This window comes from Poseidonibacter parvus (assembly GCF_001956695.1).
Lineage (GTDB): Bacteria > Campylobacterota > Campylobacteria > Campylobacterales > Arcobacteraceae > Poseidonibacter > Poseidonibacter parvus.
The window spans coordinates 508,758-535,239 of sequence record NZ_CP019070.1 but is presented as its reverse complement, the minus strand read 5'-3'; the positions used below and the strand labels follow the sequence as shown (position 1 = coordinate 535,239).

General features: G+C 27.0%; 30 protein-coding genes. 18 read left to right on the top strand and 12 right to left on the bottom strand.

The window, feature by feature from the left end; all coding sequences use genetic code 11:
- Window positions 1-105 precede the first annotated feature (105 nt).
- Together hsrA and LPB137_RS02620 are read left to right on the top strand one after the other, a co-directional pair.
- Complete coding sequence (gene hsrA / locus LPB137_RS02625; protein WP_076084022.1) at window positions 106-807, top strand: homeostatic response regulator transcription factor HsrA; 702 nt, start codon at window positions 106-108, stop codon at window positions 805-807.
- Window positions 808-817: 10 nt separating this feature from the next.
- Window positions 818-2,113 carry a sensor histidine kinase gene (locus tag LPB137_RS02620; RefSeq protein WP_076084019.1) on the top strand — a complete coding sequence of 432 codons (1,296 nt, stop codon included), beginning with the start codon at window positions 818-820 and terminating at the stop codon, window positions 2,111-2,113.
- Window positions 2,114-2,116: 3 nt separating this feature from the next.
- Here LPB137_RS02620 and LPB137_RS02615 read toward each other — a convergent pair whose 3' ends face one another.
- Together LPB137_RS02615 and LPB137_RS02610 are read right to left on the bottom strand one after the other, a co-directional pair.
- Entirely contained in the window at window positions 2,117-2,545 is a 429-nt protein-coding gene (locus tag LPB137_RS02615; protein WP_076084016.1) for a CoA-binding protein, read from the bottom strand.
- Window positions 2,546-2,602: 57 nt separating this feature from the next.
- On the bottom strand, window positions 2,603-4,417 hold the full coding sequence (locus LPB137_RS02610; RefSeq protein ID WP_076084013.1) for a mechanosensitive ion channel domain-containing protein: 1,815 nt from the start codon (window positions 4,415-4,417) through the stop codon (window positions 2,603-2,605).
- Window positions 4,418-4,527: 110 nt separating this feature from the next.
- On the opposite strand from LPB137_RS02610, the gene LPB137_RS02605 reads away from it, so the two are divergent.
- Genes LPB137_RS02605 through mgtE form a run of 6 tightly spaced genes read left to right on the top strand, consistent with a single transcriptional unit; the run spans window position 4,528 to window position 10,347 of the window.
- On the top strand, window positions 4,528-5,052 hold the full coding sequence (locus LPB137_RS02605) for a hypothetical protein (protein WP_076084010.1): 525 nt from the start codon (window positions 4,528-4,530) through the stop codon (window positions 5,050-5,052).
- A gap of 2 nt (window positions 5,053-5,054) precedes the next feature.
- The gene (locus LPB137_RS02600) at window positions 5,055-6,038 is read left to right on the top strand and encodes a zinc transporter ZntB (RefSeq protein WP_076084007.1); all 984 of its coding nucleotides are present in this window, start codon (window positions 5,055-5,057) and stop codon (window positions 6,036-6,038) included.
- Window positions 6,038-7,081 carry a peptidase M42 gene (locus LPB137_RS02595; protein WP_076089174.1) on the top strand — a complete coding sequence of 348 codons (1,044 nt, stop codon included), beginning with the start codon at window positions 6,038-6,040 and terminating at the stop codon, window positions 7,079-7,081. Before LPB137_RS02600 ends, LPB137_RS02595 begins: the two co-directional genes overlap by 1 nt.
- Entirely contained in the window at window positions 7,074-7,553 is a 480-nt protein-coding gene (locus LPB137_RS02590; RefSeq protein WP_076084004.1) for an ATP-dependent zinc protease family protein, read from the top strand. The genes LPB137_RS02595 and LPB137_RS02590 overlap by 8 nt, the downstream gene beginning before the upstream one ends.
- Window positions 7,550-8,962, top strand: coding sequence for a mechanosensitive ion channel family protein (locus tag LPB137_RS02585; protein WP_076084001.1), 1,413 nt, complete (start codon window positions 7,550-7,552; stop codon window positions 8,960-8,962). The genes LPB137_RS02590 and LPB137_RS02585 overlap by 4 nt, the downstream gene beginning before the upstream one ends.
- A gap of 20 nt (window positions 8,963-8,982) precedes the next feature.
- A complete protein-coding gene (mgtE, locus tag LPB137_RS02580; RefSeq protein ID WP_076083998.1) occupies window positions 8,983-10,347 on the top strand; it encodes a magnesium transporter in 1,365 nt (454 codons plus the stop codon).
- Window positions 10,348-10,357: 10 nt separating this feature from the next.
- Here the strand turns inward: mgtE and LPB137_RS02575 are convergent, their stop codons facing one another.
- The 6 genes from LPB137_RS02575 to rpsO form a co-directional block, all read right to left on the bottom strand.
- Window positions 10,358-11,413 (bottom strand): succinylglutamate desuccinylase/aspartoacylase family protein, encoded by a 1,056-nt coding sequence (locus LPB137_RS02575; protein WP_228144681.1) that lies wholly within the window; start codon window positions 11,411-11,413, stop codon window positions 10,358-10,360.
- Window positions 11,403-12,329, bottom strand: a complete 927-nt coding sequence (gene rimK, locus LPB137_RS02570) for a 30S ribosomal protein S6--L-glutamate ligase (RefSeq protein WP_076083995.1) — start codon at window positions 12,327-12,329, stop codon at window positions 11,403-11,405. The genes LPB137_RS02575 and rimK overlap by 11 nt, the downstream gene beginning before the upstream one ends.
- On the bottom strand, window positions 12,326-12,760 hold the full coding sequence (locus LPB137_RS02565; RefSeq protein WP_076083993.1) for an ATP-dependent zinc protease family protein: 435 nt from the start codon (window positions 12,758-12,760) through the stop codon (window positions 12,326-12,328). The genes rimK and LPB137_RS02565 overlap by 4 nt, the downstream gene beginning before the upstream one ends.
- A gap of 138 nt (window positions 12,761-12,898) precedes the next feature.
- Entirely contained in the window at window positions 12,899-13,960 is a 1,062-nt protein-coding gene (locus LPB137_RS02560) for a DHH family phosphoesterase (protein WP_076083990.1), read from the bottom strand.
- Window positions 13,957-14,358, bottom strand: coding sequence for an RrF2 family transcriptional regulator (locus tag LPB137_RS02555; protein WP_076083987.1), 402 nt, complete (start codon window positions 14,356-14,358; stop codon window positions 13,957-13,959). The genes LPB137_RS02560 and LPB137_RS02555 overlap by 4 nt, the downstream gene beginning before the upstream one ends.
- 155 nt (window positions 14,359-14,513) lie before the next feature.
- The gene (gene rpsO, locus LPB137_RS02550; protein ID WP_076083984.1) at window positions 14,514-14,786 is read right to left on the bottom strand and encodes a 30S ribosomal protein S15; all 273 of its coding nucleotides are present in this window, start codon (window positions 14,784-14,786) and stop codon (window positions 14,514-14,516) included.
- A gap of 177 nt (window positions 14,787-14,963) precedes the next feature.
- Here rpsO and LPB137_RS02545 point away from each other — a divergent pair, with 177 nt between their 5' ends.
- Window positions 14,964-15,602: a hypothetical protein gene (locus LPB137_RS02545; RefSeq protein WP_076083981.1), complete on the top strand. Its 639-nt coding sequence runs from the start codon at window positions 14,964-14,966 to the stop codon at window positions 15,600-15,602.
- A gap of 13 nt (window positions 15,603-15,615) precedes the next feature.
- Here LPB137_RS02545 and moaA read toward each other — a convergent pair whose 3' ends face one another.
- Window positions 15,616-16,587, bottom strand: coding sequence for a GTP 3',8-cyclase MoaA (gene moaA / locus LPB137_RS02540; RefSeq protein ID WP_076083978.1), 972 nt, complete (start codon window positions 16,585-16,587; stop codon window positions 15,616-15,618).
- Between the two features lie 59 nt (window positions 16,588-16,646).
- The gene (locus tag LPB137_RS02535) at window positions 16,647-17,564 is read right to left on the bottom strand and encodes a glycosyl transferase (RefSeq protein WP_076083975.1); all 918 of its coding nucleotides are present in this window, start codon (window positions 17,562-17,564) and stop codon (window positions 16,647-16,649) included.
- Window positions 17,565-17,651: 87 nt separating this feature from the next.
- Here LPB137_RS02535 and LPB137_RS02530 point away from each other — a divergent pair, with 87 nt between their 5' ends.
- From LPB137_RS02530 to LPB137_RS02500, 8 genes are all read left to right on the top strand, one after another.
- Window positions 17,652-18,317 (top strand): Crp/Fnr family transcriptional regulator, encoded by a 666-nt coding sequence (locus tag LPB137_RS02530; RefSeq protein WP_076083973.1) that lies wholly within the window; start codon window positions 17,652-17,654, stop codon window positions 18,315-18,317.
- Window positions 18,314-19,321, top strand: coding sequence for a type IV pili methyl-accepting chemotaxis transducer N-terminal domain-containing protein (locus LPB137_RS02525; protein ID WP_076083970.1), 1,008 nt, complete (start codon window positions 18,314-18,316; stop codon window positions 19,319-19,321). The genes LPB137_RS02530 and LPB137_RS02525 overlap by 4 nt, the downstream gene beginning before the upstream one ends.
- A 142-nt stretch (window positions 19,322-19,463) precedes the next feature.
- Window positions 19,464-19,790: a hypothetical protein gene (locus tag LPB137_RS02520; RefSeq protein WP_076083968.1), complete on the top strand. Its 327-nt coding sequence runs from the start codon at window positions 19,464-19,466 to the stop codon at window positions 19,788-19,790.
- Between the two features lie 18 nt (window positions 19,791-19,808).
- On the top strand, window positions 19,809-20,483 hold the full coding sequence (locus tag LPB137_RS02515) for a c-type cytochrome (RefSeq protein WP_076083966.1): 675 nt from the start codon (window positions 19,809-19,811) through the stop codon (window positions 20,481-20,483).
- A complete protein-coding gene (locus LPB137_RS02510) occupies window positions 20,473-21,894 on the top strand; it encodes a cbb3-type cytochrome c oxidase subunit I (protein ID WP_076083964.1) in 1,422 nt (473 codons plus the stop codon). Before LPB137_RS02515 ends, LPB137_RS02510 begins: the two co-directional genes overlap by 11 nt.
- 9 nt (window positions 21,895-21,903) lie before the next feature.
- Entirely contained in the window at window positions 21,904-22,059 is a 156-nt protein-coding gene (locus LPB137_RS14280) for a hypothetical protein (RefSeq protein WP_164707213.1), read from the top strand.
- A 146-nt stretch (window positions 22,060-22,205) separates the two neighbouring features.
- On the top strand, window positions 22,206-23,924 hold the full coding sequence (locus LPB137_RS02505; RefSeq protein WP_076083962.1) for a nitrite reductase: 1,719 nt from the start codon (window positions 22,206-22,208) through the stop codon (window positions 23,922-23,924).
- 57 nt (window positions 23,925-23,981) lie between these two features.
- Entirely contained in the window at window positions 23,982-25,121 is a 1,140-nt protein-coding gene (locus LPB137_RS02500) for a multiheme c-type cytochrome (RefSeq protein ID WP_076083960.1), read from the top strand.
- A gap of 92 nt (window positions 25,122-25,213) precedes the next feature.
- On the opposite strand, the gene LPB137_RS02495 is transcribed toward LPB137_RS02500, so the two are convergent.
- Together LPB137_RS02495 and LPB137_RS02490 are read right to left on the bottom strand one after the other, a co-directional pair.
- Window positions 25,214-25,399, bottom strand: a complete 186-nt coding sequence (locus LPB137_RS02495; protein WP_076083958.1) for a hypothetical protein — start codon at window positions 25,397-25,399, stop codon at window positions 25,214-25,216.
- A gap of 10 nt (window positions 25,400-25,409) precedes the next feature.
- Window positions 25,410-26,027, bottom strand: coding sequence for a tetratricopeptide repeat protein (locus tag LPB137_RS02490; protein ID WP_076083956.1), 618 nt, complete (start codon window positions 26,025-26,027; stop codon window positions 25,410-25,412).
- Between the two features lie 125 nt (window positions 26,028-26,152).
- Here LPB137_RS02490 and LPB137_RS02485 point away from each other — a divergent pair, with 125 nt between their 5' ends.
- Window positions 26,153-26,482: a c-type cytochrome gene (locus LPB137_RS02485; RefSeq protein WP_122893521.1), complete on the top strand. Its 330-nt coding sequence runs from the start codon at window positions 26,153-26,155 to the stop codon at window positions 26,480-26,482.

Below are 26,482 nucleotides of genomic sequence, written 5' to 3'. Positions count from 1 at the left end.
TTAAAAGAATTTTAAAATTTAGCTTAAAATACCTTTAATTTTTGATTTATTTATGATACAATTCCGACAAATATTAAACTTAACTTAATTTAAGGGATACAACTTATGAGAATATTAATAATTGAAGATGAAATAACTTTAAATAGAACACTTCAAGAAGGCTTGACTGATTTTGGTTATCAAGTTGATGCTGCAGAAAACTATAAAGATGCTGAATACTTTATTGACATTAGAAACTATGATTTAGTTTTAACAGATTGGATGTTACCAGATGGTGATGGGCTTGAATTATGTAAAATGGTTAAAAATAGAAGTTCAAGAACTGCTGTTGTTATCATTTCTGCAAGAGATGATAAAGAATCTGAAATTGAAGCATTAAAATCAGGTGCTGATGACTACATCAAAAAACCTTTTGATTTTGACATTTTATTAGCAAGAATTGAAGCTAGATTAAGATTTGGTGGAACTAATGTAATTGAAATTGATGACTTAATTATCAATCCAGATGAAGAAAAAATCGAATATGCAGGAAATGAAATAGAATTAAAAGGTAAACCTTTTGAAGTTTTAACTCATTTAGCAAGACATAGAGATCAAATTGTTTCTAAAGAACAATTATTAGACGCAATCTGGGAAGAGCCAGAATTAGTAACTCCAAATGTTATTGAAGTTGCAATTAATCAAATTAGACAAAAAATGGATAAACCATTACAAATTTCTACTATTGAAACTATCAGAAGAAGAGGTTACAGATTCTGTTACCCTAACTTAACTGAAGATGAAAAAGCAGCAAAAAACAATAGCTAATTAGGCAAAGATGGAAGCGAAGAGTATATATAAACAGTTTTATACAAAACTAATAATTGCAACTTCGCTTTTCATTATTACACTTTCATTTATATTCTACGAATACACAAGAAGTACTGTTTATGAAAACATCCAAGAAAAGATGTTAAAGAGTGCAAAAGAAATTTATTTAATATCTCTAAAGAAAAAACTTACAAAAGAAAACTTTGAAGCAATTGAACATGATGATGTTACAATTGAACTAGTTAGTAATATAAGTATAAAAAAATACAAATTCTACAGATACAAAAAAAATGAAACTTACTATATAAAATTGATTTATCCTCTTGATTTAAATAATAAACTTTTTGTTCAAATTAACAGAAATATTAATTTTGAAAGAGATTTAGTATATTCAATAATATTTAAGAATCTTTTTATTTTAGCAATTCCAGGTTTTATTTTAATGCTTTTATATTCACTTGCTGTTTCAAAATCATTACTTAAACCTATTATTCAAATAAATAAAAAACTATCGAATATGGATGAAAACTCACTAACACAGATTGATAAAAAAGATTTACCAATTGAATTTCACTCCTTATCAAACTCTATTAACTCATTAACAAATAGAATTGAAACCTATGTAAAATTTAAAAAAGAGTTATTTATTGGTGCTGCGCATGAGCTTAAAACTCCACTTGCAGTAATGAAGCTAAAAAATGAAGTAACATTACGTAAAACAAGAGAAGTAGAAGATTATGAAGAAACATTAAAGCTAACTGTAAAACAAATAGATGATATGAATGTAATGATTTCTTCTATTTTAGATATAGGTCGTGCAGAAGGTGCTCAGTTTGAACAAACAATTGATTTAGATTTAGTAGAATACTTAAAGAAAAAATCAAACGATTACCGAATGCTAAGTGCTCAAAAGAATATCATTATCACATTTTTCTCAAATGTAAACACTTTAAAAACATCTATTCAAGTAACTTTATTAAATCAAATATTACAAAACTTCGTACAAAATGCTATCAAGTTTACACCTGAAAATAAATCAATTGCTATTAGATTGAAAAAAACTAAAACAAAAGTTGTAATTACTGTAACCGATGAAGGAGCAGGAATTGATGAAAAAATGGATTTATTTGCTCCATTTAAAAGATATGGAAACCAAAGTGGAGTTGGACTTGGTCTATTTCTAGCAAAAAATGCAGCAGATGCATTAAGAGCAAAAATATCTATAAAAAATAGAAAAGATCAAAAAGAAGGATGTATTGCTAAACTTGTTATTAACAATACATCAAATATTATGGATATTTAAATTCTAAAATAAATTAGCGTGTTCTATTTTAGTGCACTTATTTTGAACTACTTTCATTCCAGCTTTTTCAGCCTTTTGTGCAGCTTCATTGTTTACTAAACCTAATTGAGTCCATACACAATCAATATCTCCTCTTGCAATACAAGCATCTACAACTGCAGCAATTGCATTGGGTTTTCTAAATACATCTACCATATCAATTTTAAATGGAATTTCTTCTAAACTTCTATAAACTTTTTCGCCTAAAATAGTCTCTTCTTTTGGATAAATAGGAACTATTTTAAAACCAGCTCTTTGTAAATAACGTGCAACCATATTCGAAGCTTTTTCTTCATTTGGAGAAAGACCTGCAATTGCTATTGTTTTTGTATTTTTAAAAATCTCTTTTATTTCTTCATTATTTGAATTAACACTTGGGAATTCGCACTCCATATTTATGTCCTTTTATTAGTTTTTGTTATTTTTGTAAATACAGATTATATCAAAAAACTACTTTTTCTTTAAATGTAAATCCAGTTGAGGAAATGGTATTTCAATTTCATATTTATATAATGAATTATAAATAAGTGTTAAAAAGTCTGATTTTAATGAGTTTGGTCTAAATTTATCATTTGCTTTTACCCAAACTAAAAGTTCAAAATCTACACTACTTGTATTCATATTTTCAAGTCTTATATCTGGTTGCTTATCTTTTATATTTTTTAAATATGTTAATTCACTATTTTGAAGTTCATGTAAAATTATCTCTTTTACTCTTTCAATTTTAGTACCATAAGCAACACCAAAAGGAATATGAAGTCTTCTTGTTGCATCATCTAGTGTCCAATTTATTACATTATTTTGAATAAACGATGAATTTGGAATTACTATATCTATATTATCAAAAGTTTTAATAGTAGTAGATCTAATTCTAATATCAGTTACAGTTCCTTTTAATAAGTCATTTATTTCAATAATATCTCCTATTCTAATAGTTCGTTCAAACATTAGAATAATACCTGCTATAAAATTTGAAACAACAGTTTGAAGCCCAAAACCAATACCAATAGATAAAGCACCAGCAATTAGTGAGATAGAAGACATATCAATTCCAACACTGCTCATAGAAACCATTATTGTAATTAATATAATTAGGTAATACCCAATATTTGCAATTAATCTTAATGACATTTGACTCATATTTGGCCATCTTGCAGAAATTTTGAAAATCCATCTTTTATAGAAGAATCCAAATAAGAATCCTATTATTATCAAAAATAATGCTTTTAAAATACTTAAAAAACTTATTGCTTGTTCATTAAACACAAAAAGAGTAGTAGTAAAATAACTCTTCAAGTCACCTATATAGTTTTTACTTTCAAATAATGACTTACCTAAAAGGGCTTTAGTATTTCCAAATATTTTTTTTGAAATATTTTTTAATATTATATTTTGAACAAGATATATATTTACAATTTCTGTGTTTAAATTTGGTATTAGAATATTAATTTCTTCATGCAATTTTAGAAAAGTTTGATTGTCTTTAGAAACTATGGAATCCAAAACCTTTTCAGTTAAAAAATTAACTTTTGTAAAATACTCTGTTTGTAGTAATTTTTCTACTTTTAATATCTCTTTTTGAAGTTGTTCTTTATTTTTTTCATTTCCAATAATAGTTTCTTTTTCTAACTCAATTTCATATCCAACTTTTTGCTGTTCAATCTTTTTAATATTCTCATTAATTTTCTCTAACTCTTTTATATCTTTGTTGTTTGAAAAAGAGTCTCTTTTTTCCAATAGTTCAACAATTGCATTTAATACAATATTTTTATTAATATCAAATAATTTTAGACTGCTTTCAAGGTTATTTTTTTGTATTTTATAATACGCATATTGCAATTGATATGATAATAAAAAATCTTTATCTTTTTCAATAATATTTTCTATTCTTTTTTTAAGAAGTGATAACTTATTTTGAATATCATTAGAAATTTCATTTTGTTTGTTTTGCTTTACTTCAATTTCAGATATATAAAATAATGCTTTTAAAATTGAATTTTTTAAATCTTTTTCTTTTTCTAATAAAGTTAAATCAAATGCATCAAGCTTTATTTTAATAGAAGATGTTTCTTCTAATCTTTTTAAATTGCCTTTTTCTGCACTTATAATATCTCCACTTTTTGATTTTAATTTGGCACTTTGATTAATTTGTTCATCAATCTCTTGAAAATATGTTTTATTTTGTGTTAAATCATATAATTTTGTATCTATTTGTGCACTAAAAAGTGTAAAAACAACTAGCATAAGAGATATTATATATTTCATTTTTTTCTGTCCTTGAATATTATAAATGATTATATTATATTAATTTACAAAAAAGTACTTATTTTAAGTATATAAAGAATAAAATTGCACAAATTAATATGGAGAAAACATTGAAAATACTTTTAATTATACTTATACTTTTGATTATCTTTTTTGTAGTTAAATATTTAGTAAATAAAAAAAGAAATTTGATAGAAGATATTGAGACTGAATATTCAATAGAATCTATTTCTATTCTAAAAAAATACTTTGGTGCTAAAAACTTTTTTCAAAACAAAGATTTAAAAGATTTGAAAAATAAACTTGCTATTAAATCAGATTATAAAAATGAGTTAAGTGAAATAATTGAAACATCAATACATAAGATAAATATTCAATATGAACATAATATCAATTCAAATAAACCATATACTAATCTTAATAGTTTAAAAACATGTGGAAATGAAGTTATAGATTATTGTATAAATGAAAAAATAAGTATTAAAAAAGCTATTGTACTTTTACTTTTAACTATTAATACTGAAGAGATAAAAGATATTGTAAATGAAGATATAGAAGATGAAGAAATCATTGAAGATTTTTATTCATTCCTTCCTACTTTTATTGAAAAATATAATTTAAAAAATGCTAATTAATAATGGAAAACTCTATTAATGAAAATGGCTTTTGCCATGGAATTATTTTCGATGGTAAAGGTGGAGCAAAAGATATAAGTTTTGAAGAACTTGATAGTTACGATTCTTCAATGGGTGTTTTGTGGGTGCATTTTGATTATACAAAAGAGCAAAGTATAGATTGGATTACAAATAAAAGTGGTATTGATCCAATCGCAGCAGAAGCTTTACTATCGCAAATAACAAGACCTAGAACAACTATTTTAAATGACTCAGTTTTATTAGCTTTAAGAGGAATAAATCTAAATCCTAATAGTGATCCTGAAGATATGATTTCTATTAGATTATATCTTAGTAAAAACATAATAATTAGTACTAAAAAAAGAGATCTTTTTTCAGTAAATGATATATTAGAATATTTTGAACAAGGTAAGGGACCTAAGAATTCATCTGAATTTTTAATAGAACTAACCGATAGATTAACAGATAGAATGGAAGATTATATTTTAGACTTAGAAGATAGAGCTTCAAGTTTAGAAGAGCAAAGTATTGAATCAAGTAATGCCGCCTTAAGAACAAGTATCTCACAAATAAAAAGAGAATCAATTTCTTTAAAAAGATATTTAAGTCCTCAAAAAGAAGCAATATTTAAACTATATGAGCAAAAAATTACTTGGATTAATGAGTATGAAAAAATACAATTAAGAGAAATCAATCATAGATTAATTAAGTATATTGAAGATCTTGATTCAATAAAAGACAAAATATCTTTAGTTCAAGAAGAAATATCCAATAACTTAAGTGAGCAATTAAATCAAAGAATGTATGTACTTTCAATAATTTCAGCGATTTTTTTACCACTTGGTTTTTTAACAGGGCTTTTAGGTGTAAATGTAGGTGGAATACCAGGGGCTGAAAATAGTTTTTCTTTCTCTATATTTACAATATCGTTAATATTTATAGTTGTAGTACAACTATATATTTTTAGAAAGAAGAAATGGCTTTAATGAACAATTTTTACGATATTTTAAAACAACTTATAAAAATACCAACAGTAGTTGGATATGAACACTCTTTTTTTATGTACCTAAAAAGAGAATTAGAAGATTTAAATGTTACTGTTGAGTACTATGATGGTGTACTTGTTGCAAAAGGAAATAATCCTACAAGTGGTTATATTTCAGCGCATTCTGATAGACATGGATTAATTTGTACAGGACACAATGAGTTTCAATATGCAGCATATGTAGCAAAAAATCAATCAGATTTAGATAATGTTTCAAATAGAAATCAAATGCTAAAAAACTTTGAAAAGAGATTTGTAAATCAAAAAGTTCAAGCTTATGAGCCATGGTCTGGTTCATATTTAGGAATGGGGACAATTGAAAATGCTTTTCTTTGTGAAAGAAGAAACAATATCATATTTAAAATAAACGAGTTTGATCATTTATTTCCCGGAACTCCAATTGCCTTTATGGATAAACTTCAAATAGGAAATGAAACAATTGCAGCACAGCTTGATAATGTTTTAAGCGTTGCCATTTTAGTTTATATGTATGAGTTAGGATACCAAGGAACTGCATTTTTTACAGCAAGTGAGGAAGCTGGAAAGAGCTGGAGATTTTTACTTGAGTACTTCAGAAGATTTGATATTACTACAAATGAACTTTTAGTTTTAGATACTAGTCCTTATAAAACAATTGAAGATATTAAATTATTAGATATTGTATTAAGAAATAGAGATGAGAATGCATATTTTAGATCACCACTTAAAGCAAAAATAAAAAAAATAGCTTTAAAAAATAGAATCAAATATCATTATAAAGATGAATACTTAAAAACTATTATGAAACAAACAAATACAAAATCATCACTTGGTATTACAGAGCTTGGAAGAATAATTAGTGCAAGTAAAGGTAGTATTCAAGGAACAACATTACAAGTTCCTACTATTGGGTATCATACAGTTGAAGAAACTGCATTAATACAATCAATTGATAGTATTTTATTAGTTTTACAAAAGCTTTATTTAGAAGAAAAGAATGTTTAAGTTTATCTTTTTTTTATTTATATCTATTCAGTTTTTAATCGCAAATAGTACAGTAATTGGAAAATATGATAGAGTTGATTTACCTTTATTAAAGTTAAAAAACTTAAGAGCAAAAGTTGATACAGGTGCTAAAACTTCATCTTTACATTGTATGCTTATTAAGCAAATAGAAGATGGAAAAGTAGAATTTGATGTATTAGATAAATCACATAAAAAATATAAAGACCAAAAGTATATTATGCCAATTAAAAGAATAGCAAAAGTTAGAAGTTCAAATGGCATAGTTGAAAAAAGATATGTGATTTCAACAGAAGTTATAATTTTTAATAAAAGTTATGAAGTTGAGTTTACATTAAGAGATAGGAAAAAAATGAGTTATCCAATTTTATTAGGAAGAGAATTTTTGGAAAAAGATTTTATCGTTGATGTAAGAAAAAAGAATTTATCTTTTATACAAAAGAATAAAAAATGAAAATAAAATTTATTATTCTTTTTTTACTTTTATTTACTTCAGTAGCTTTTACAAATGAACTTAATGAAGCTAGTACAAAAAAAATTTCAAATACAAATATTTGGTTAAAAACATATTCGAACTATAAAAATTATAATACAGTTTTAAATAATATAAATAAAATTGAATTAGAAATTCTAAAACCTAAAATAAGAAACAATCAATCAAAACTACAAGAATATATGAATAAATTAAATATTTATAAATCAAAACTATTTTTATATGAAAAGAAAAGTAGTTTTGATGAATTACTTAAAAACAAAAAATATGAGATTCCTAATATTAATATTTATGATTATTTGTTTAATATCTCAGAAGAAGAATTAAGAAATAAAATAAGAAAATATGACTCTTTAAAAAAAGAGTTTTACTCAGCTTTTGTTTATCTTCAAGACTCTTATGAAGAGCAATTAAAAGTTGATTCTAAAGGTAAAAGAGTAATTCAATTAAAAGAACAAATTGACTATTTTAGTGAATATACTGAAAATATAGAAAAAATGTATGAAACACTTTTAGAAACAAAAGATGATTTAAAAAGAAAATATGAAGAGTATAAAAACGAAGTTTTTATTAAACATATAACAACATTTAGCATAATTATAGTTTCTTATTTTATATATAAAATTTCATTATTTATTTTCTTTTATCTTGTAAGAAATAAAGAAAGTGAAGAACTTGAAAAGAATTATAGAAAACTTATGGCCTTACTTTTTGTACTTTCTATTTTAATTTTTATCATTATAAGATATATCAACGATATCATGTATATTATTACATTTTTAGGAATTATTGCTGCTGCTTTAACAATTGCAACACGTGAGATAATACTAAATATAGCAGGTGCAATTTATATCTTTTTCTCAAATGTAATAAGAGTGGGAGATAGAGTTATGGTTCAATTTGAAACTAAACATACTATTGGAGACATTACTAATATTTCACTAATCAAAATCAAACTAAATGAAGTGAGTGATTATACAAATATCAAAGAAATTAAAAATGTAGGTAGAACTATTTATATTCCAAATAGCTATATTTTTACAAAAGTTTTTTATAACTACTCTTTAAAAAAGAATGGAATTATAAATGATTTAATTGAGTTTGAATTTGATATAGACAATAATTTTGATTTTATTGAAGAAGTAACAGCTAAAGTATTTGAAAAGTTTGATTTAATACATACACTTTCATATTCACTAAACTCTACAAAAACAGCTATAATAGCGATAATTTCATATCAAATAAACTATAAAACAGTATCTAGTAAAAGAGGCGAAATATCGATATCTTTACTAAAAGAGTATGAAAAAAATGAGAATATAAAACTAAAAGCAGCAAAAAAAGTTATAAAAAAAGATAGTGAAGAATAATAAATTTAACTAGGGAAGAAATGGATCAAACACAAATAGTATTAGAATTAAATACAAAGTTAATATCAATTATTGAAGATTATAAAAAAGGTATTAGTGATATTCATCCTTTTGATATTGCAAAAGATTTACAAGATTTAAGAGATATTGAAATTAATGAATACAAAAATATCTGTAAAAAAATCCCAAGTGATTTATTTGCACAAATATTAGTGAATATGCCAACATATATTCAAGAAGAGATTACTAATATAATAAGTGAAAAGAAAGTTGCAAAAGTAACGTCAAGTATGGATAGTGATGATGCATCTATGCTTATTTATAATATATCTCAAAAAGATGAAGATGCAGCACAAACAGTTTTATCTAAGCTAAATGATGAAGATAAACAAATTATTGAAGAGCTTAATGCTTATGAAGAAGAGCAAGCTGGTGCATTTATGCAAAAAGAGCTATTTTCTGTAAATATAAATGAAACAATTGATACTGCTTTAAAAAGATTAAAAAAAGAAAAAGATTTAAATATCTTACATGATATTTTCCATGCTTTTTTAACAGATGATGAGAATAACTACTTAGGTTCAATTGGTTTAGAAGAGTTGATTTTATTTGAGAGAACTCAAACTTTTAAAGAACTACCTAAGGATATCATTGAACACTATAGCTTTAATGATAAAGAAGAAATAGATGAAGTAGTTAGTATGTTTACAAACTATAACTTAAATGCTTTAGCAATCATAAACTCTGATAATAAACTTCTTGGTCGAGTAACGCATGATGATGTAAGAAATCTTATGCAAGAACAAGATACAAAACAACTTTACTCACTTGCAGGGGTTAGTGATAAAGCCGAAGAAGAAGAAAGTATTTTTAAAATTGGTAAAAATCGTGCTTTTTGGTTAAGTATAAACTTAATTACTGCCATTTTAGCTTCAATTGTAATTGGATTATTTGATGCAACAATCCAATCACTAGTTGCTCTTGCAGTTTTAATGCCAATAGTTGCTTCAATGGGTGGAAATGCAGGAACACAAACACTTACAGTAACAGTAAGACAAATGGCATTGGGTTCAATTGAATATGATGATGCAAAAAAGACTATTATAAAAGAAGTGATAATCTCACTTGTAAATGGTTTATTATTTGCTTTTGTTATTGGAGTAATTGCATATTTTTGGTTTAATATTCCACTTCTTGGAATTGTAATTGCAATATCTATGATTATAAATTTAGTAAGTGCTGGTTTTTTTGGAGCAGTAATTCCATTAGTTTTAGAAAAATTAGATATTGACCCTGCTATTGGTTCAACTGTAATATTAACAACAGTAACTGATATTGTAGGATTCTTTAGCTTCTTAGGTCTTGCAACTATAATTTTATTATAGTTGCATCACCCTATTCTATTGTTTCTTCTTCTTTTAATTCTCGAAATTCACTTTCAAAAATTGCGTCTTCATTAAAGTATTCAATTTTATTCTCTGCAATTTCTAAATCTTTTAGCTTTGCAATATGAAAAATTGCATCACCTTCTTGTATTAAAGGTATTTCAGATTTTCCAATAATCACGCCATCAAAAGATGCTTTTATTTCAAAACTTTCATCATCTAAAGGCTCATCTACATAAGCAATTACTTCATTTTCTTTTACAATATCACCAAGTGCTTTAATAGTTCTAATAACTCCACTTTCAGTTGATCTAATCCATTGGCTACTTCTTGTAACAATAGGCATTTTGTATTTTCTTTTTTTACTAACAGCAGGAAGCATATCAAGTTCTCTTAGAACATTTACAATGCCTTTTACCCCAATTCTAATAGAAGTTTCATCAAATCGTAAAGCCTCTCCTGCTTCATATAAAAGTACAGGTATTCCTTTTTCTTGTGCTTCTGCACGAAGTGAATTATCTCTTAATTCTGAGTGTAATACAATTGGTGCTTCAAACTTCTTAGCTAAGTTATTTGTAAACTCATTATTAAGATTTGTTCTTACTTGTGGTAAATTTGATTTATGAATTGCAGCTGTATGTAAATCTATTCCAAAATCACACTTTGATACAATTTCATCAAAAAATACTTTTGCAACCCTACTTGCAAGTGAACCTTTTTTTGTTCCAGGAAAAGATCTATTTAAATCTCTTCTATCTGGCATATATCGAGATAATGTCATCACTCCATAGATATTAACAATAGGAATTAAAACAACAGTTCCTTTAAGTCTTTTTAATTCACTTAGCTTTCTAAATCTTCTAATTATCTCAATACCGTTTAATTCATCACCATGAATTGCAGCACTAATAAAAATAGTAGGGCCATCTTTCTTCCCTCTAATTACTCTAATTGGTAAATCCATAGGAGAGTGATAAAGTTTAGGTAGTTCTAAATTTAAAGTTACGTTTGTACCTTTTAATATTTCTGTACCTGCAAACTCTACCTTTGAATTCTTATGCTCCAATGTTGTCTCTTTTTATTTTTCTTTTTTTATTAGGAGTTGTTGGAGTAACGTTTTTCTCAATATAATCCATAAGCTTTCCTGCAATATCTAATTTAGTAGATTTTTCAATACCTTCTAATCCAGGAGACGAATTAACTTCCATAACCAAAGGACCACGACTTGATGGAATCATATCAACCCCGCAAAAACCAAGACCCATAGCTTTAGCAGCAGCTTGTGCAGTTGATTTTTCTTTTCTATTTAACTTATAGGCAGTTGCACTTCCACCCTGATGTAAATTTGATCTAAAATCACCCTCTGCACCTTGTCTTTTCATAGCACCAACTACTTCACCGCCAACAACTAAAGCTCTAATATCAGCTCCACCTGCTTCTTCTATAAACTCTTGAACAAGTAAGTTTACATCCATTCCATAAAATGCATCAAGAACTGATTTAGCCGCTTTTTCACTATCAACTAAAACAACACCAACACCTTGAGTTCCTTCAAGAATTTTAAGTACTAAAGGAGCTCCACCACTTAAAGCAATAACATCTTTTGCACTTGATTTATTTGAAGCAAAAACTGTTTTAGGCATATCTACATCATTTTTTGAAAGTACTTGTAAACTTCTTAATTTATCTCGGCTTCTTGCAATTGCTAAATTTCCAGAAGTTGAGAAAACATCCATCATCTCAAAGTGTCTAACCATTGCAGTTCCATAAAATGTTCTACTCGCACCAATTCTTGGTATAATAGCATCAGGTGTAGGTAGAACTTTTCCTAAATAATTAATTACTAATTCACCTTTCATTATTTCAATTGTACATTTTAAATAATCAATAACTCGAACGTCCCAGTTTCTTTCTTGTGCAGCTTCAACTAATCTTGCAGTTGAGTATAACTTTGCATTTCTTGATAATATGTAAACAATCATTTTGTTTCCTTTTTTATTTCTTTACTCATGTATTCTTTTGATACATCAACTAAAAATCTTTCTTGCATAAATCTTCTCCCTATTAACATAGGAAATTTCATATCAGCTCTATTGGTTAAAGATATAATGCTCTTATATTTCTTTCCCATAAACTCAACAGATACTTTAATAGAAGGTCTTAATTGAATCTCACCATTTGAGCTTTTTACCTTTTTTACTTTATATAAAGGAAGTGACATTCTTTTTCCATGATAAGACTCATGTACTTCATCTAATAAACAAAAATGTACCATATCATTTTCAATAACGATATTATCACAATGTAAGGCATTTGAATCTGCACCTGTGTCAACTTTTGCATCTAAATCATATAAATCTAAATCTAAAATTGAGATAATTTCTCTTTTACCTATTATCTTTTTTTCTTTCATTTTTTCTCTTTAGTTGATTAGTGTATTAAACTTTTTGAATTATATCACAGTATTTAATTTTTACATCCTAAAAAATATAAAAAGTTTTAGTATAGAAGGAAGGGTTTAAAATAGGGGTTTAAAGGGGGAAAAGGAAAATTAGATTTTGTCTAATTTTCCTTGTACATAAGTTTTTACATCTTCATAATTGATAGTTTCTTTAAAATCAAGGAATTTTGCACCAGAAGCATTTACATGACCTCCACCTTTTGCAAGCTTAGCTGCCATTTGTGCAACATCAACTTTTCCATCAGCTCTAAAGCTAGAATTACCTTTTCTTCCAACATCAATAAAAAAATCAAAATCTGTATTTGCTTTTAAAAATGCATTTGCTGGAATAGAAATAGAACCTAAACAATATGTTAAAAGTCCTTTATGACCTTTGTATGTAATTGTTAATTTATCTTTAATATCAGCAAGTGATTTTACTAAAAACTTAGCCGATAAGTTATCTAGTGTATCATCTTTTTTATCTAGCTTTAAAAACTCTTTCTTCATAGAATGAAGAGCATTATCAAGTAAGATATTTCCATCTCTTTTCTCTAAATATTTACAAGCTTCTTTTAATAAGTAAATTCTATATTCTCTATTTAGATCAGCAAAAAGTATATTATTTACCTCTCTTGCTTTTGAAACCATCATTAATAAAACTTTACCAAACTCAAAGTTTTTAATTTCATGATCCAGCCAAATATCAACAGCATTAATTGCATCTACTAAAGGAGAAAGCCATGCTCTTTCATCGCAATTAAAAGCATTATACTCTTCACACATATAATCATATACAATTTTTGTAGCACATCTATTTATATCTAAATAGTACCAATGATACATGTCTGCACTTTTTTGTCCAGTTGCATGATGGTCTAGAACCTGTAACTTTATATTAAAACCATTTTCATTTAATTCATTTATATTTTTATCTAAATCTTTTGATTCTTGAGTAGTTAAATTTAAATCTGAAATTAATAGAAAAATCTCTTCTTCTTTATAATCTTCTATTTGTTTTAAAACTTTTTTAATAGTTAACTTAACTTCTTGACCATAATTTGCATTGTAAAAGAAAGCTTCTTTAAAATGTTCTAAACGAAGCATCTCTTTAGTAATTAATTGACATCCATATCCATCTAAATCTGTATGTGAAATATGAAATAGAGTCATGAAGCAATATCTTTTAAAGTTAAATCCCCTAAAAATCCATCAATTTTTGCTTGTAAATTATTTAATAAAGGCCAAATAGTACATAACATTCCTACTTGACTTGGACAAGAATTCACTGACGGTGAACATTCAAAAACAGAAGGTACTTTTTCTTCTGCTGCTGTTGTAATTTCTAATATAGTAATTTGATCATAAGATTTTTTTAAAGCAAATCCACCATTAACCCCTCTATGAGAGACTACAATTTCGTGCTTCGCTAAATTTTGCATAATTTTTGCTAAAAATGATTTTGATATATTTAATTCTTTTGATAATACATCTACGTTAATTGGTTCATCGCTTCTAGCAATTGAAATCAAAGAAAGTAGTGCATATTCACTTTTTTTTGTTAATAACATTTATATCCTGACATATTTTATTGTTTATATTTTACATAAAACATCATTAATATTCGTTATTCTAAAGAATTAATTGTAAAATTTAATTTTTTGAGTAAAAAAAAAGGCTTACAGTAAAACTGTAAACCTTTTTTAAAGAAGTTAGAAAACTAAAATTATTTAGCTCTAATTCCTAATGAAGCAACTAATTCAGTAAATCCTGCAAAGTCAGTTCTTCTTAAATATTTTAAAAGTCTTTTTCTTTTTCCAACCATTTTTAAAAGTCCTAATCTTGAAGAGTGGTCTTTTTTAAATGTTTTTAAGTGCTCAGTTAATACTGAAATTTGCTTAGTTAATATAGCAATTTGTACTTGTGCTGAACCTGTATCACCGTCTTTTTTTGCGTATTTTGCAACAATCTCTGCTTTTAAATCCTGATCTAAAGCCATCATGACCTCCTAATAGGTATATGTATTTCACTTCAATTTTTGTAAGTGGACGCGTATTATAGTAAAAGTTCCTTTAATAAAAGTTAAATAGAACTATAAAATAGTTAAAATAAGACTATAATATATTATTAAATAATATGTTATAATATTTTTTATACAAAAAAATAAAGGGTTACTATGATTAATACACCAGAAATATTAAGAAATCCTAATGATAAAAGTTTTAATTTAAGTGAATCTGAAAACTATTCTTTTAAAGAAGCTTATGATTTAATTAAAATAGAAAAATACACTTATTCCCTATTTGCTATTTGGAATGCTGTTGTAATAAATATCCAAAGAAGAATCGAAGATTTCGGAATTAAAAATTTATATAATGTAATTGATGACAAAAAAAACTTTAATGATAAAGGCACAAATTTAAAAGATAGATGGTTAAATGTAAATGAATACAAAATAATTGATTATGCAAAAAATTTAAATATAATTAATCATATTACACATGACATAATTACAACATTATATTGGATGAAATCAATAAATGAAGAAAAAGAGAATCAAAAAATTGACCCTTTTGAAATTTATGCAATTGTTTATTTACTAGAAAAAAATTTATTTTTAAAAGATTTTAAAATTGATCAAAGAGTAAATGAAATAAATACAGAGAATAATTTTAAACGTAGAGAAGAAGATAGATATAATGATTTAAATCTTATACCACAAACACATCAAGAAATGCTTCTAAGAGCAGGAATCGATGCTTTTAATAAAAAAGACAAAGATAGAACAACATCTCTTTTAGATAAGTATGTTTAATACTTATCTAATATCATCCACCTGTTTCATAGAAGGCTCTAGTTGATACTTCATTACCATCATCAACTGACCATTTATTTTTTTCAGGTTTACCAGCTAATACTTTTTTCAAGATTTCAACAGCTTCATCAATTCTATCATTTTGAACTGCTTCTTTGATACTCATTGCATCTTCAAAATATAAACATGGAATTAAGTAACCTTCCGAAGTAAGTCTAATTCTATTACATGCTGAACAAAAATCATCTTTATGAGGTTCGATAATACCAAATTGATATCCATCTTCTAATTCATAATATTGTGCAGGTGAGCTTGTATCTCTTGGAACTTCTTTGAAGTTTTTATATTTTCTTGAAATAATCTCTTTCATTTCATCAGAAGTTAAACCTTTAGCTCCATCTTTTGCATGGTTGTTTTCCATAAATTCAATGAATCTGATAACATAACCACGTTCTTTACAAAAATCCAATACCTCAACAATCTCTTGATCATTAATTCCTTTAATTGGAACACAATTTATTTTGATTTTTAATCCTGCATCATCTGCTGCTTGAATACCTTTTAAAACTGTTTTTAAAACATCTTTTTGTGCAATTTTTGCTGCTACATCAGGTCTTAAGGTATCTAATGAAATATTAATTCTTTTTAATCCTGCATCTTTTAATTTTTGAGCTGCATTTGGAAGTAAAAAAGCATTAGTTGTTAATGCTAAATCTATATCATTTTTATAATCAAAAACCATTTTTATAAAAGTATCTAAACCTTCTCTTAAAAGTGGTTCACCACCTGTAATTCTTACTTTTTTTATACCCTCATCTATTGATGCACTTATAAATTTAAATAAATCTTCATATGAAAGTAAATTCTCTTTAGGAACCCACGAAAAAGGTTTCTCAGGCATACAATACTGGCATCTAAAATTACATCTTTCTGTAACTGATACTCTTAAGTAGTCGTGTTTTCTACCATATCCATCTATTAACATATTTTTTCCTTCTATTCTTAACTTGCAAGATTAATATAATTTAACTTAAAAAGGTCAAATTAATTTAACCTTTCCCAAGCTTCTTCTAAACTATCAACTCTTTTGGCAAATACTAAATAAAGAGCAATATTAAACTTTGCAAGTTTTATAATCTCTTCATCTGGATTTTTAACTATCTCTAAGGCTTCTTCTAAAGAAATTTTATCATACGTTTTATCATATGAAATTCCAAAATCTTTTAATGAAAAAGGAAATTCTTGGATTTCTCCATTTACTTCTTTCCAGTATTTTCCATCTTTAAATACCTCAGGACTTCCTTCACTAGCTTTTACAACTAGAACTTCTTTATAATATTCTTTAAACATTGCTAAATATTTTTTTACATAGGGTTTATGAAAAGCTGTTGTAACTCCATATTCACTTTGAGCAGGATTTAATAACTTCTCAACTGTATTAAATACAGTTCTTAATCCTAATTCATGTCTTAAAGGCGTTATATCACTTAACTCTTTTAAGTATTCTATCCTATTGAAAAAGTATACGTGTTGCTTTAGGTCAAGAGATTCAAATATTTCTTTTGTTGTAATTCCATTTTTTGCAGGTTGTAGTAAATCCCCTGAAATAATTAGATTTAATTCCCTTATATCTTTATTTTTTTCATGAAATTCTTTTAATATATTTTCATATAAAGGAAATAAAAATGGATTATTAGTTCTACCATCAAACGAATATCCTAATTCTAATGAATTCTCAACTTTGCTAAACTTCATGTATCTTTTTAAAGCTTTTACAGCAGCTGTTAGTTCTTCATTTGTCTCAAGTTTTGTTCGCCATCCAATTAAAAAAGCTCCTATTTGGCTTTGTGTAACTTTGTTTTCTAAGATTGCTTCTACTGCATTAATTACTTCATCTTCTTCTAATTCTCTATTACCTTTAGGACCAGTTCCAACTGCTTTAATATACTTTTTAAAATTCATTTTAAATAACCTTATTTTATTGTTTAATATACTTTTACAAAAGGATAATATAGAATTGCTTAAATAAAACAATAAGTTAGGAATACCTTGACCATACAAGAAACTATAAATGAGATAAGTTTTTTCCATACTTTAGATGAAATGCAAAAAGAACAGATTGCTTCAATATCAAGTATTTCAAAATATGAAAAAGACTCTATTTTATACTATGAAAGTGAAACTAAACAAAATATACTTTTTTTAGTTTCTGGATTACTAAAAATATTCAAATTAGATAAGTTCGATAATGAAATTTTTCTTTATCATATATATAAAAACTCTATGATATCTGAGTTATCATCGATTAAGAATCATGATATATATTGTTTTTCAAATGCTGAGTTTGTAAAAGATTCACTTGTCTTATCAATTGACTTTAAACAGTTCCAAGAGAATTTTTTATCTAAAAATATTTTAACAACAGAGCTTATGGAAATATTACTAGATAAAACTCATCAATTACAATGTATTTTAAATAGAGAGCTTGTATTTGATGCTACTTCAAAAGTAGCTTTTATGTTAAATCAAGATCTTGAAATGTTTAATAAACTTAAACGTCAAGAAGTCTCTTTTATGCTACATATACAACCTGAAACTCTATCTAGAGTATTAAAAAAGCTATCAAGAAATGGAACAATACAAATTGATAATGGTGAAGTAATAATTACAAATAAAACTTCTTTAGAGAATATCTTCACAGGAGTTGGAATATGAAAACAAATACAATAAGCAGAAAAATTAAACTACTAGGAATTTTATTCATACTATTAATGCTAAGTATAATTAATACAACTATTTATCTTAGTGAAAAAAATAAAAAAGATGCCTTGATTATAAATCTTGCAGGAAAAGAAAGAATGCTTACTCAAAAGATTTCTAAAAATATTTTTTATACTTATCATAATAAGCACTATTCTTTTAATGAACTTGATATGGCAACTATTGAATTTATATATAATCTAAACTCTTTAAAAGATGGAAATACTTTAATTGGTATTGAAAAATCTCCTACAGAAGTAATTTCAAATCAAATTTCTAAAATACAAAAACTTTGGGATGATTTTTATTTAGAGATAAATAATTTTAAAAAATATACAATGGATAAACAAACAAATAATGAACAAAAAATAAAAGATATTATAAACACTATTCATAATACAAATAATATACTTTTAAATGAAGTAGATAGCTTAGTTACTTTGTATACATTGCACGCAGAGGAAAAAACTGATTTTATTAGATATATTCAATACTTATTTTTCTTGTTTAGTATTCTTCTAATAATATATAGTTTTATTCAATTAAGAAAAATGGAAAGTAATGCAAAAAAGTTTTTACAATATTCTAAAGAATTAGTTCAAACATCTGATGTTTCTGAATTAAAACCAATGAAAATTGAAGCAGAAAAAGAGATTGTAGAAGCTTCTGATACTATTAACTGTTTTATTAATAAGATAAATTCAGCTGTTAATTATTCACAAGAAGCAATTGAACAATCACAAAATGCTTCAGTACAGCTTGAAGAAATTACAGATGAGTTTGATAAGATAATTGATGAACTAAAGCATTCAGGAGATCTTTCAACTTATCTAGATAAAAGCGAAGATATGGTTATTCAATCACATGAAGACTTAATAAAATCTACAGAAAAACTTAATAATTTAAAAGACCAATTAAATACGCTTTTACAAGCTTGTAAACCTAAAAAAGACCAATAGTAAATAGTTTTAAAAACTATTTACTTTTTTATTTAAATTCCTTATAAATTTCACTCAAAATTGACATATATCATTTTTTTTATACTCTCTTTAGACTAAAATTTTTCCATAGTTCTTGTATTAACAAAAGAGGAGAAGAAGTATGGAACCTGTTTTAATTATTAGACCGGAAATTGCATTAGATGATTTCTTACCTATATTTTTATCATCTTCATTTGTATTGTTATTTGGACTGTTTTACATAGCAATATATACGCTAGTGAAAATGGAGAAGATAAGAACAGTATATATGCCATTCGCATATATGTTTTGGGCTTTACAAACATATTGTATGTATTACGTTGCTACTACTATTCAAAGTAATGCTTTTACTATAAAAGCATTAATGGTAACAATGGTGTGTTATTTGATCCTTCCACACCTTTACTACTATTTGAATATTAGAAGTGAACAAAGATACGAACAGTAAAAAAATTAGGAGGAACAAGTGTCAAAAAAAGTTGTTTCAGTATGGACGAGTATTCCTTTTTGGAGAAGATCAGCAGCGTGGGTAACTGGTTTTGCTTCAATATTATTAATTTGGTTAACATTTGATTCGTTAGGTCAAATTAGTATGGGGACAGATGAAGATCTTAAAGCTGGTATTACAAAAAGAGTACCAGGACCAACAGTAATTAATTACAAAATTACTTACGAAATGGATACAAAAAGAGGTCATGAGGTGCCAGTTATTGGTGAGAAAGAAAAATTCTTTGGTAGAGATGACTGGAGCGAAGAAGAAGCTCGTGAGTTACTTCACTTAGGTAAATTAGGTTCACAAGCTAAAAACTGTATGAACTGTCATACTTTACTTGGAAATGGTGCTTATTATGCTCCTGATTTAACAAAAGCGTGGTTAGATCCAGCATGGGGACCAAATGGGCCATATTTAGGAATGACTAATTCTACTACAAAAGAAGAAGCTATGTCTAAATTTTTACAAGACCCTTCACAATATCCAACTCATGAAAGAATGATGCCGGATTTAGATATTACTGAAAGAGAAGCTATGGGACTTGTAGCATTCTTAAAACATATGTCATCTATTGATACAAACGGTTTCCCAAGAAACTTTGCGAGAATGTCAACTGATGGAGTAACAGGAGCGATTCATGGAAAATAATTTAAAATTTGAATCTCAAAAATTAGCGATTAACTATTTTGTAGTTGCAGCTATTTTATTTGGTGCACAATTATTAATGGGGCTTATTGCAGCCACTCAATTCTTATATCCAAGTTTTCTTTTTGAAATCTTTGATTTTTCAGTAGCTAGAATGGTACATATTAATGCACTTGTTGTTTGGATGTTATATGCAATGATTGGTTCTGTTTATTACCTTTTACCTGAAGAAACTGGTATTGAAACTGTTGGTATTGCAATTGGTAAATTAGCTTTTTATATTTTAACAGCAGCTGTTACTGTAGTTGTTTTAGTATATATTCTAGTTCAAATTGGACCTGCAACTGAATCTACTATTTGGTTTATTAACGAAGGTAGAGAATACATTGAAGCTCCAAGATGGGCTGATATCGGTATTGTTGTTGTTGTTTTAGTATTTGTTTTTAACCTTTTTGCAACTGCAATGAAAGGTAAACAAACAGGTATTGTTACTGTATTAATGGCAGATGTTTTAGCACTTGCTGGTTTATATCTAGCTGGTATGTTCTTTACTGATAACATTTCTATGGATCAGTACTGGTGGTGGTGGGTAATTCACTTATGGGTTGAAGCAACTTGGGAAGTATTTGTTGGTTGTTTATTATCTTATGGATTAATCAAAATCATTGGTGCAAGAAGAGAAGTAGTTGAAATGTGGTTATGGATTGAAGTAGCTATGTTATTTGGATCTGGTATCTTAGGTATGGGTCATCACTATTTCTGGATTGGTACTCCTGAGTACTGGTGGGAAATTGGAGCATTATTCTCTGCACTTGAACCTGTTCCTTTAGTAGCTATGTTTGTACACGTTGTTTATGACTGGGGTAAAGAGACTGGAATTAAAGAAGGCGCACAATCTGGTGAAAAAACAATGAATAACTCACCTGCTTTTGCATGGTTTGTTACAAATGCTTTTGGTAACTTCTTAGGAGCTGGTGTTTGGGGATTCTTCCATACATTACCACAAGTTAATATTTATACACACGGTACACAGTTTACATCAGCTCACGGTCACTTAGCGTTCTTTGGAGCTTATGCAACTATTTTAATTGGTATGTTCTATCTTGGTGTTCAAGGTAAAAATGGAATTAAAGTTATGAAAGCTACATTTGAATCTAAAATGGCGATTTTCTTAATCACATTTGGTGTTTTAGGAATGACTGTTTCTTTAACAGTAGCTGGATATGGTCAAGTATTAGTTGAACGTGCTCAAATGGGAGCAACATGGGAAGCATTCTTTGTATCTCAAGACATGGTATGGTTTGTACAAGGTCTAGGATGGAGATTAGCAACAGGTGTAATGACTTTCATAGGTTTTGTGTACTTAATAAAAGATTTATTAACTACATCAAAAAATGCAAGACACGAAAGATAAGGAGATATTATGTTTGAACCAATGACTGACCTAGTACCTAGCTTTTTTGCTACGTTAAACCAAGGTCCTTTAACACTAACACTTTTTCTTCACACATTTATTATAATTCCAATGTTTTGGATTTATAAACAAGAGAAGAGAAAACTAGAGGAAGAAGAAGATTAAAAAAATGAGAGGAAGTCGTGTTCCTCTCGTTTAAATGATTTTAAGAGAAAACTTCGCCGAGATGTTACTTATTTATCTAAAGAGGGTAAATAACTAATATCTTGGCCTTCAATGATTATTTTATATTAAATATAAAGGGAGAAATTATGAAATTAGGTAAAGTTTTAAGTTTAGCAGCGTGTACAGTTGTAACAGCAGGTTCTTTGTTTGCAGGTACATCAGATATGAATTTTGCAGAAGTGTATGAAAAAGAGTGTCAAGGATGTCATGGACCAATTCACCAAGGTGGGGTTGGATCAGATTTAAGACCAGGTGCTTTAAAGAAAAAAGAAAGACACGTATTAAGAGATGCAATTTTAGCAGGTGTTGAAAATACAGCAATGCCTCAATGGGATCATTCATTCTCTAAAGATGATGCAGATGGTATGGTTGATTGGTTAATGGATTGGAAAGATAATACAAATTATAAATTAGATTTCGATCAAATTCACTCAACTTGGACAAAATTAGCTGATAGAGAAGCATTAGCTAAAAAATATACTAAATCAGCAGATACTAAATCAGTTCTTGATATTACATTTGCAACTGAAAGAGATGCCTCTTTAGTTGACTTTATTGATTCAACTAATGGAAAAGTATTATCTAGACATAAAGCTGGATTCGCAGTTCACGTAACAGTAACAAATAAGAAAAACCCAAGATATGCTTACTCAATTTCAAGATCTGGAAGATTAACTATGTTTGATATTGCAGCACCTGGTCAACCAGCGCTTGCTTCTGTTCAAGTTGGTTTTGAATCAAGAGGATTAGCAGTATCTCCAGATGGTAAATATGTAATTGCTGGAAACTATACTCCAGGTGGAGCAGTTTTATGTGATGCAATGACTTTAGAGCCATTAAAAGCATATGATACATCTGCAGTAATTAATATGAAAGGTCAAATTGAAGCGTCAAGAGTTGCATCTTTAGCTGATACTCCTTATGGTCCTTACTTTGCAATGGCGTTAAAAGATGCTGGTAGAGTATATATTATTGATTATTCTAAACCTGATTTCCCAATCGTTGGAGATGTTCCAAATATCGGTGAAGTACTTCATGATGCATTCTTAAATGAAGATGAAGGTGAAGATTTTGGTAGATATTACATGATTGCATCTCAAGGTTCAGATGTAATGGGTATTGTTGATTACAAAGAGAAAAATTTAGCTGCAAAAGTTTACACAGGTAAAAAATCTAAACCACATCCAGGTCAAGGATCTTCTTGGTTTAATAAAAAAATGGGTAAACAATTACATGCAACTGTAACTATGAATCAAGGTTCTGTAGTTATTTGGGATTCTAACTGGGAAATTGTTAAAAAAGTAGAAACTTCAGGTGGTGGATTATTCATCGGAACTGCACCACATACTCCATATTTATGGGCAGATACAGTTCTTGGTAAACCAGCAACATATAATGAAGTTTACTTAATTAACAAAGAAACTTTAGAAACTGATAAAATTGTAAAAGTTGGTAAAAAAGAAGGTCAATTAATTGATGCTAAAACTAAAAAAGTATTACAAACTTGGGATGCAACACAGTATAAAACTATAACATTCCCTGAATCTAATCCAAAAATTGGTAAAGATAAAGTTATTGAATATACTTCTAAATTAGGTGATAAAGTTAAAGAACCTGTACAACCAAGATTACTTCATGCAGAACCTGCAAACCATGGTAAATGGACTATGATTTCTGAATGGACAACTGGTAGAATTGGTATTTATGAATCTGAAAGTGGAAAATTTATTAAATATATTAATAACTTAACTACTCCTACATTTACATACTCTGTTGAACACAGACAACATATCCCTGGTGCATAATTAGGAATATGTAAATATTCATCTCTTTTGAGATGAATATTTATCAAAAGGATTAAAATGAAAAAAGATATTTTAATAAAACTTTTAATTTTAATCCTTCTTTTTAACTCTCAACTCTTATTTTCAAAATACTTAGATTCAAAATCATGTAACGAATGTCATCCAACCATCTATAAAGAGCACGCTTCAAGTATGCATCACAAATCTTCTATTTATACTGATGAAATTCATACTAAAATGAAAGAAGCAATAAGTCCAAGAAAATATGCATGTGCTATATGTCATACACCTGCTGTAAAAAATTTAAGACCTTTAATGCAAGGAAAATCTCAGCCAAGTGAATTTGATCATAGATTAAAAGATGGAGTTTCCTGTTCATATTGTCACCAAATTTCAAAAGTGATTTTTACTAAACAAAAAGGTGTTAATTTTTCAACTATGAATGATAAATTAAAACCAACATTTTTTGGAAATCTAGAAAGTCCAGAGAGTTCAAGTAAACATAATAGTTCTAGTAATAATTCAAACTATGTAAACAGTAAAGTCTGTATGGGTTGTCATTCACATAAAATCAATAAAAATGATATTCAAATTTGTAGTACTTTAGATGAAGTTGGACAAACAAGTGATTGTATTTCATGTCATATGCCAAAGAAAAAAGGAACACCTACAAAATTAAATGCAAAAGCGAGAGTAGAATATACTTCACATGAGTTTTTAGGAATACACTCTGAACAAATGGTTAAACAAGCTATTGAGTTAAAATTAAAACAACTATCAAACAATTCATTTGAATTATATATAAAAAATAAAATGGGTCATTCCATAATTACACAGCCTATGAGACTTAAATATGCTAAAACAGAAATTTTAAGAGATAAAAAAATCATATGGCAAAATTTTGATAAAAATCCTTATAAAGATAAAGATACTACTTTTTCTATAATATTTAAAGATATAAATAATAAACCAACTTTTCCAGCTTTTGCAAAAGGATATATTTATAATAATAACTTAAAATCAAAAGAAGAAAAAAGAGTTATCTATAAACTTAAAGAGTTAAAAAAAGGTGATATTATAAAATCCACGTGGGTTTCATATATCATAGCTCCAAAAATTGCTAAAAAACTTGATATTACAGATAAAGAATTAACCAAACAAATCTTAGGTCAAACAGTTCAATTAAAAATTAAATGATAAAAACTATTCTACTATTATTAATTTTTATTAGTTCATGTTTTTCATATAATATATCATGGTATTCTTAATAAGTATTTTATGAAACAAGATTATAGATAATATAAAAGTGCACCAGTAATTAATGAAAGTACAATTGTTAAAACAACTGTTGAAATATCATAAATTCTATCACTAATTTCTATTTTTGTTTCTACAAATTCTACTATTTTCATAGCAGGATAAATCATAAAAACTAAAAGTACCGATGAGAAAACTAAAGTTAATACTATTTCCATTTTTTATTCCTTAATATTTTGATAATTCAAATTCATTCCAAAGCTCTAAAGCCTTTGGGTTTCCAGAATCTTTTGCTTTTTTTATATACATAGCAGCTTTACTCAAATCTTTTTTTACACCTTGAGCTGATATATACATAAATCCTAAATTTACTTGTGCGTTTGTATTACCTAAGTTTGCAGATTTTTCATACCAGTAAACTGCTTCTTTTGGATTTTCTTTTACAGCAAGTCCTACTGTATACATATATGCTAAATTAAATGAAGCTTGTGAATTATCTAAAAGTGCAGCTTCTGTAAACAGTGCTACTGCTTTTTTATAATCTTTTAAAACTCCATAACCTTGCATATAATTACTTGCTAATTGAGTCATTGCATAAGAGTTTTTTGCATTACTTGCAATTTCTAACCATTCAATAGACTCTTTTAAATCTTTTTTAACTCCATCCCCATTATTGTACATAATAGATAGATTATGAGCAGATTTCGAATTGCCATTGTTTGCACTTTGTAAAAATAAGTCATAAGCTTTTTTAAACTCTTTATTTTTATATGATTCTAATCCATCATCATAATTACTTGCAAAAAGTAAGGAAGCACAAGATAAAGCTAATAATACTTTTTTCATTATTATCTCCTTTATAAATATATCTATAATTTTATCTAATTATATTCATAATATATTGATAGCTATCAAGTCTTCATATTTGCATTTATGTTAACATTTAACATAAAAAAAATAAGGAGTACAAAATGAGTATAATAAAAAAAATACCACTTGTACTAATATTTTTTTGTTCATTTAGCTTTGCACAAGATATAAGTGGCGAAAAAGTATTTAAAACGTATTGTTGGGGTTGTCATCACCAAACCTCAGTTGCTTTTGGACCCTCATTTCAAGAAATGGCAGATAAAAGAACAAGAGGTGAAATTCAAGGTCATATAATTGCACCTAAATCTACATATAAGCAATTAGGTCACAAAAGATCAGTAATGCCAAGTTTCCAAGACAAGCTTTCTATTGAAGAATTAAATGCAATAACTGATTTTATATACACATTTAAATCATCAAAGGATAAATAA

Bases quoted from the DNA above. Each gene is read 5' to 3' on its own strand.
- hsrA (WP_076084022.1), top strand. From the start codon at position 106: ATGAGAATATTAATAATTGAAGATGAAATAACTTTAAATAGAACACTT.
- LPB137_RS02620 (WP_076084019.1), top strand. From the start codon at position 818: ATGGAAGCGAAGAGTATATATAAACAGTTTTATACAAAACTAATAATT.
- LPB137_RS02615 (WP_076084016.1), bottom strand. From the start codon at position 2,545: ATGGAGTGCGAATTCCCAAGTGTTAATTCAAATAATGAAGAAATAAAA.
- LPB137_RS02610 (WP_076084013.1), bottom strand. From the start codon at position 4,417: ATGAAATATATAATATCTCTTATGCTAGTTGTTTTTACACTTTTTAGT.
- LPB137_RS02600 (WP_076084007.1), top strand. From the start codon at position 5,055: ATGGAAAACTCTATTAATGAAAATGGCTTTTGCCATGGAATTATTTTC.
- LPB137_RS02595 (WP_076089174.1), top strand. From the start codon at position 6,038: ATGAACAATTTTTACGATATTTTAAAACAACTTATAAAAATACCAACA.
- LPB137_RS02590 (WP_076084004.1), top strand. From the start codon at position 7,074: ATGTTTAAGTTTATCTTTTTTTTATTTATATCTATTCAGTTTTTAATC.
- LPB137_RS02585 (WP_076084001.1), top strand. From the start codon at position 7,550: ATGAAAATAAAATTTATTATTCTTTTTTTACTTTTATTTACTTCAGTA.
- mgtE (WP_076083998.1), top strand. From the start codon at position 8,983: ATGGATCAAACACAAATAGTATTAGAATTAAATACAAAGTTAATATCA.
- rimK (WP_076083995.1), bottom strand. From the start codon at position 12,329: ATGATTGTTTACATATTATCAAGAAATGCAAAGTTATACTCAACTGCA.
- LPB137_RS02565 (WP_076083993.1), bottom strand. From the start codon at position 12,760: ATGAAAGAAAAAAAGATAATAGGTAAAAGAGAAATTATCTCAATTTTA.
- LPB137_RS02560 (WP_076083990.1), bottom strand. From the start codon at position 13,960: ATGACTCTATTTCATATTTCACATACAGATTTAGATGGATATGGATGT.
- LPB137_RS02555 (WP_076083987.1), bottom strand. From the start codon at position 14,358: ATGTTATTAACAAAAAAAAGTGAATATGCACTACTTTCTTTGATTTCA.
- rpsO (WP_076083984.1), bottom strand. From the start codon at position 14,786: ATGGCTTTAGATCAGGATTTAAAAGCAGAGATTGTTGCAAAATACGCA.
- LPB137_RS02545 (WP_076083981.1), top strand. From the start codon at position 14,964: ATGATTAATACACCAGAAATATTAAGAAATCCTAATGATAAAAGTTTT.
- moaA (WP_076083978.1), bottom strand. From the start codon at position 16,587: ATGTTAATAGATGGATATGGTAGAAAACACGACTACTTAAGAGTATCA.
- LPB137_RS02535 (WP_076083975.1), bottom strand. From the start codon at position 17,564: ATGAATTTTAAAAAGTATATTAAAGCAGTTGGAACTGGTCCTAAAGGT.
- LPB137_RS02525 (WP_076083970.1), top strand. From the start codon at position 18,314: ATGAAAACAAATACAATAAGCAGAAAAATTAAACTACTAGGAATTTTA.
- LPB137_RS02520 (WP_076083968.1), top strand. From the start codon at position 19,464: ATGGAACCTGTTTTAATTATTAGACCGGAAATTGCATTAGATGATTTC.
- LPB137_RS02510 (WP_076083964.1), top strand. From the start codon at position 20,473: ATGGAAAATAATTTAAAATTTGAATCTCAAAAATTAGCGATTAACTAT.
- LPB137_RS14280 (WP_164707213.1), top strand. From the start codon at position 21,904: ATGTTTGAACCAATGACTGACCTAGTACCTAGCTTTTTTGCTACGTTA.
- LPB137_RS02505 (WP_076083962.1), top strand. From the start codon at position 22,206: ATGAAATTAGGTAAAGTTTTAAGTTTAGCAGCGTGTACAGTTGTAACA.
- LPB137_RS02500 (WP_076083960.1), top strand. From the start codon at position 23,982: ATGAAAAAAGATATTTTAATAAAACTTTTAATTTTAATCCTTCTTTTT.
- LPB137_RS02495 (WP_076083958.1), bottom strand. From the start codon at position 25,399: ATGGAAATAGTATTAACTTTAGTTTTCTCATCGGTACTTTTAGTTTTT.
- LPB137_RS02490 (WP_076083956.1), bottom strand. From the start codon at position 26,027: ATGAAAAAAGTATTATTAGCTTTATCTTGTGCTTCCTTACTTTTTGCA.
- LPB137_RS02485 (WP_122893521.1), top strand. From the start codon at position 26,153: ATGAGTATAATAAAAAAAATACCACTTGTACTAATATTTTTTTGTTCA.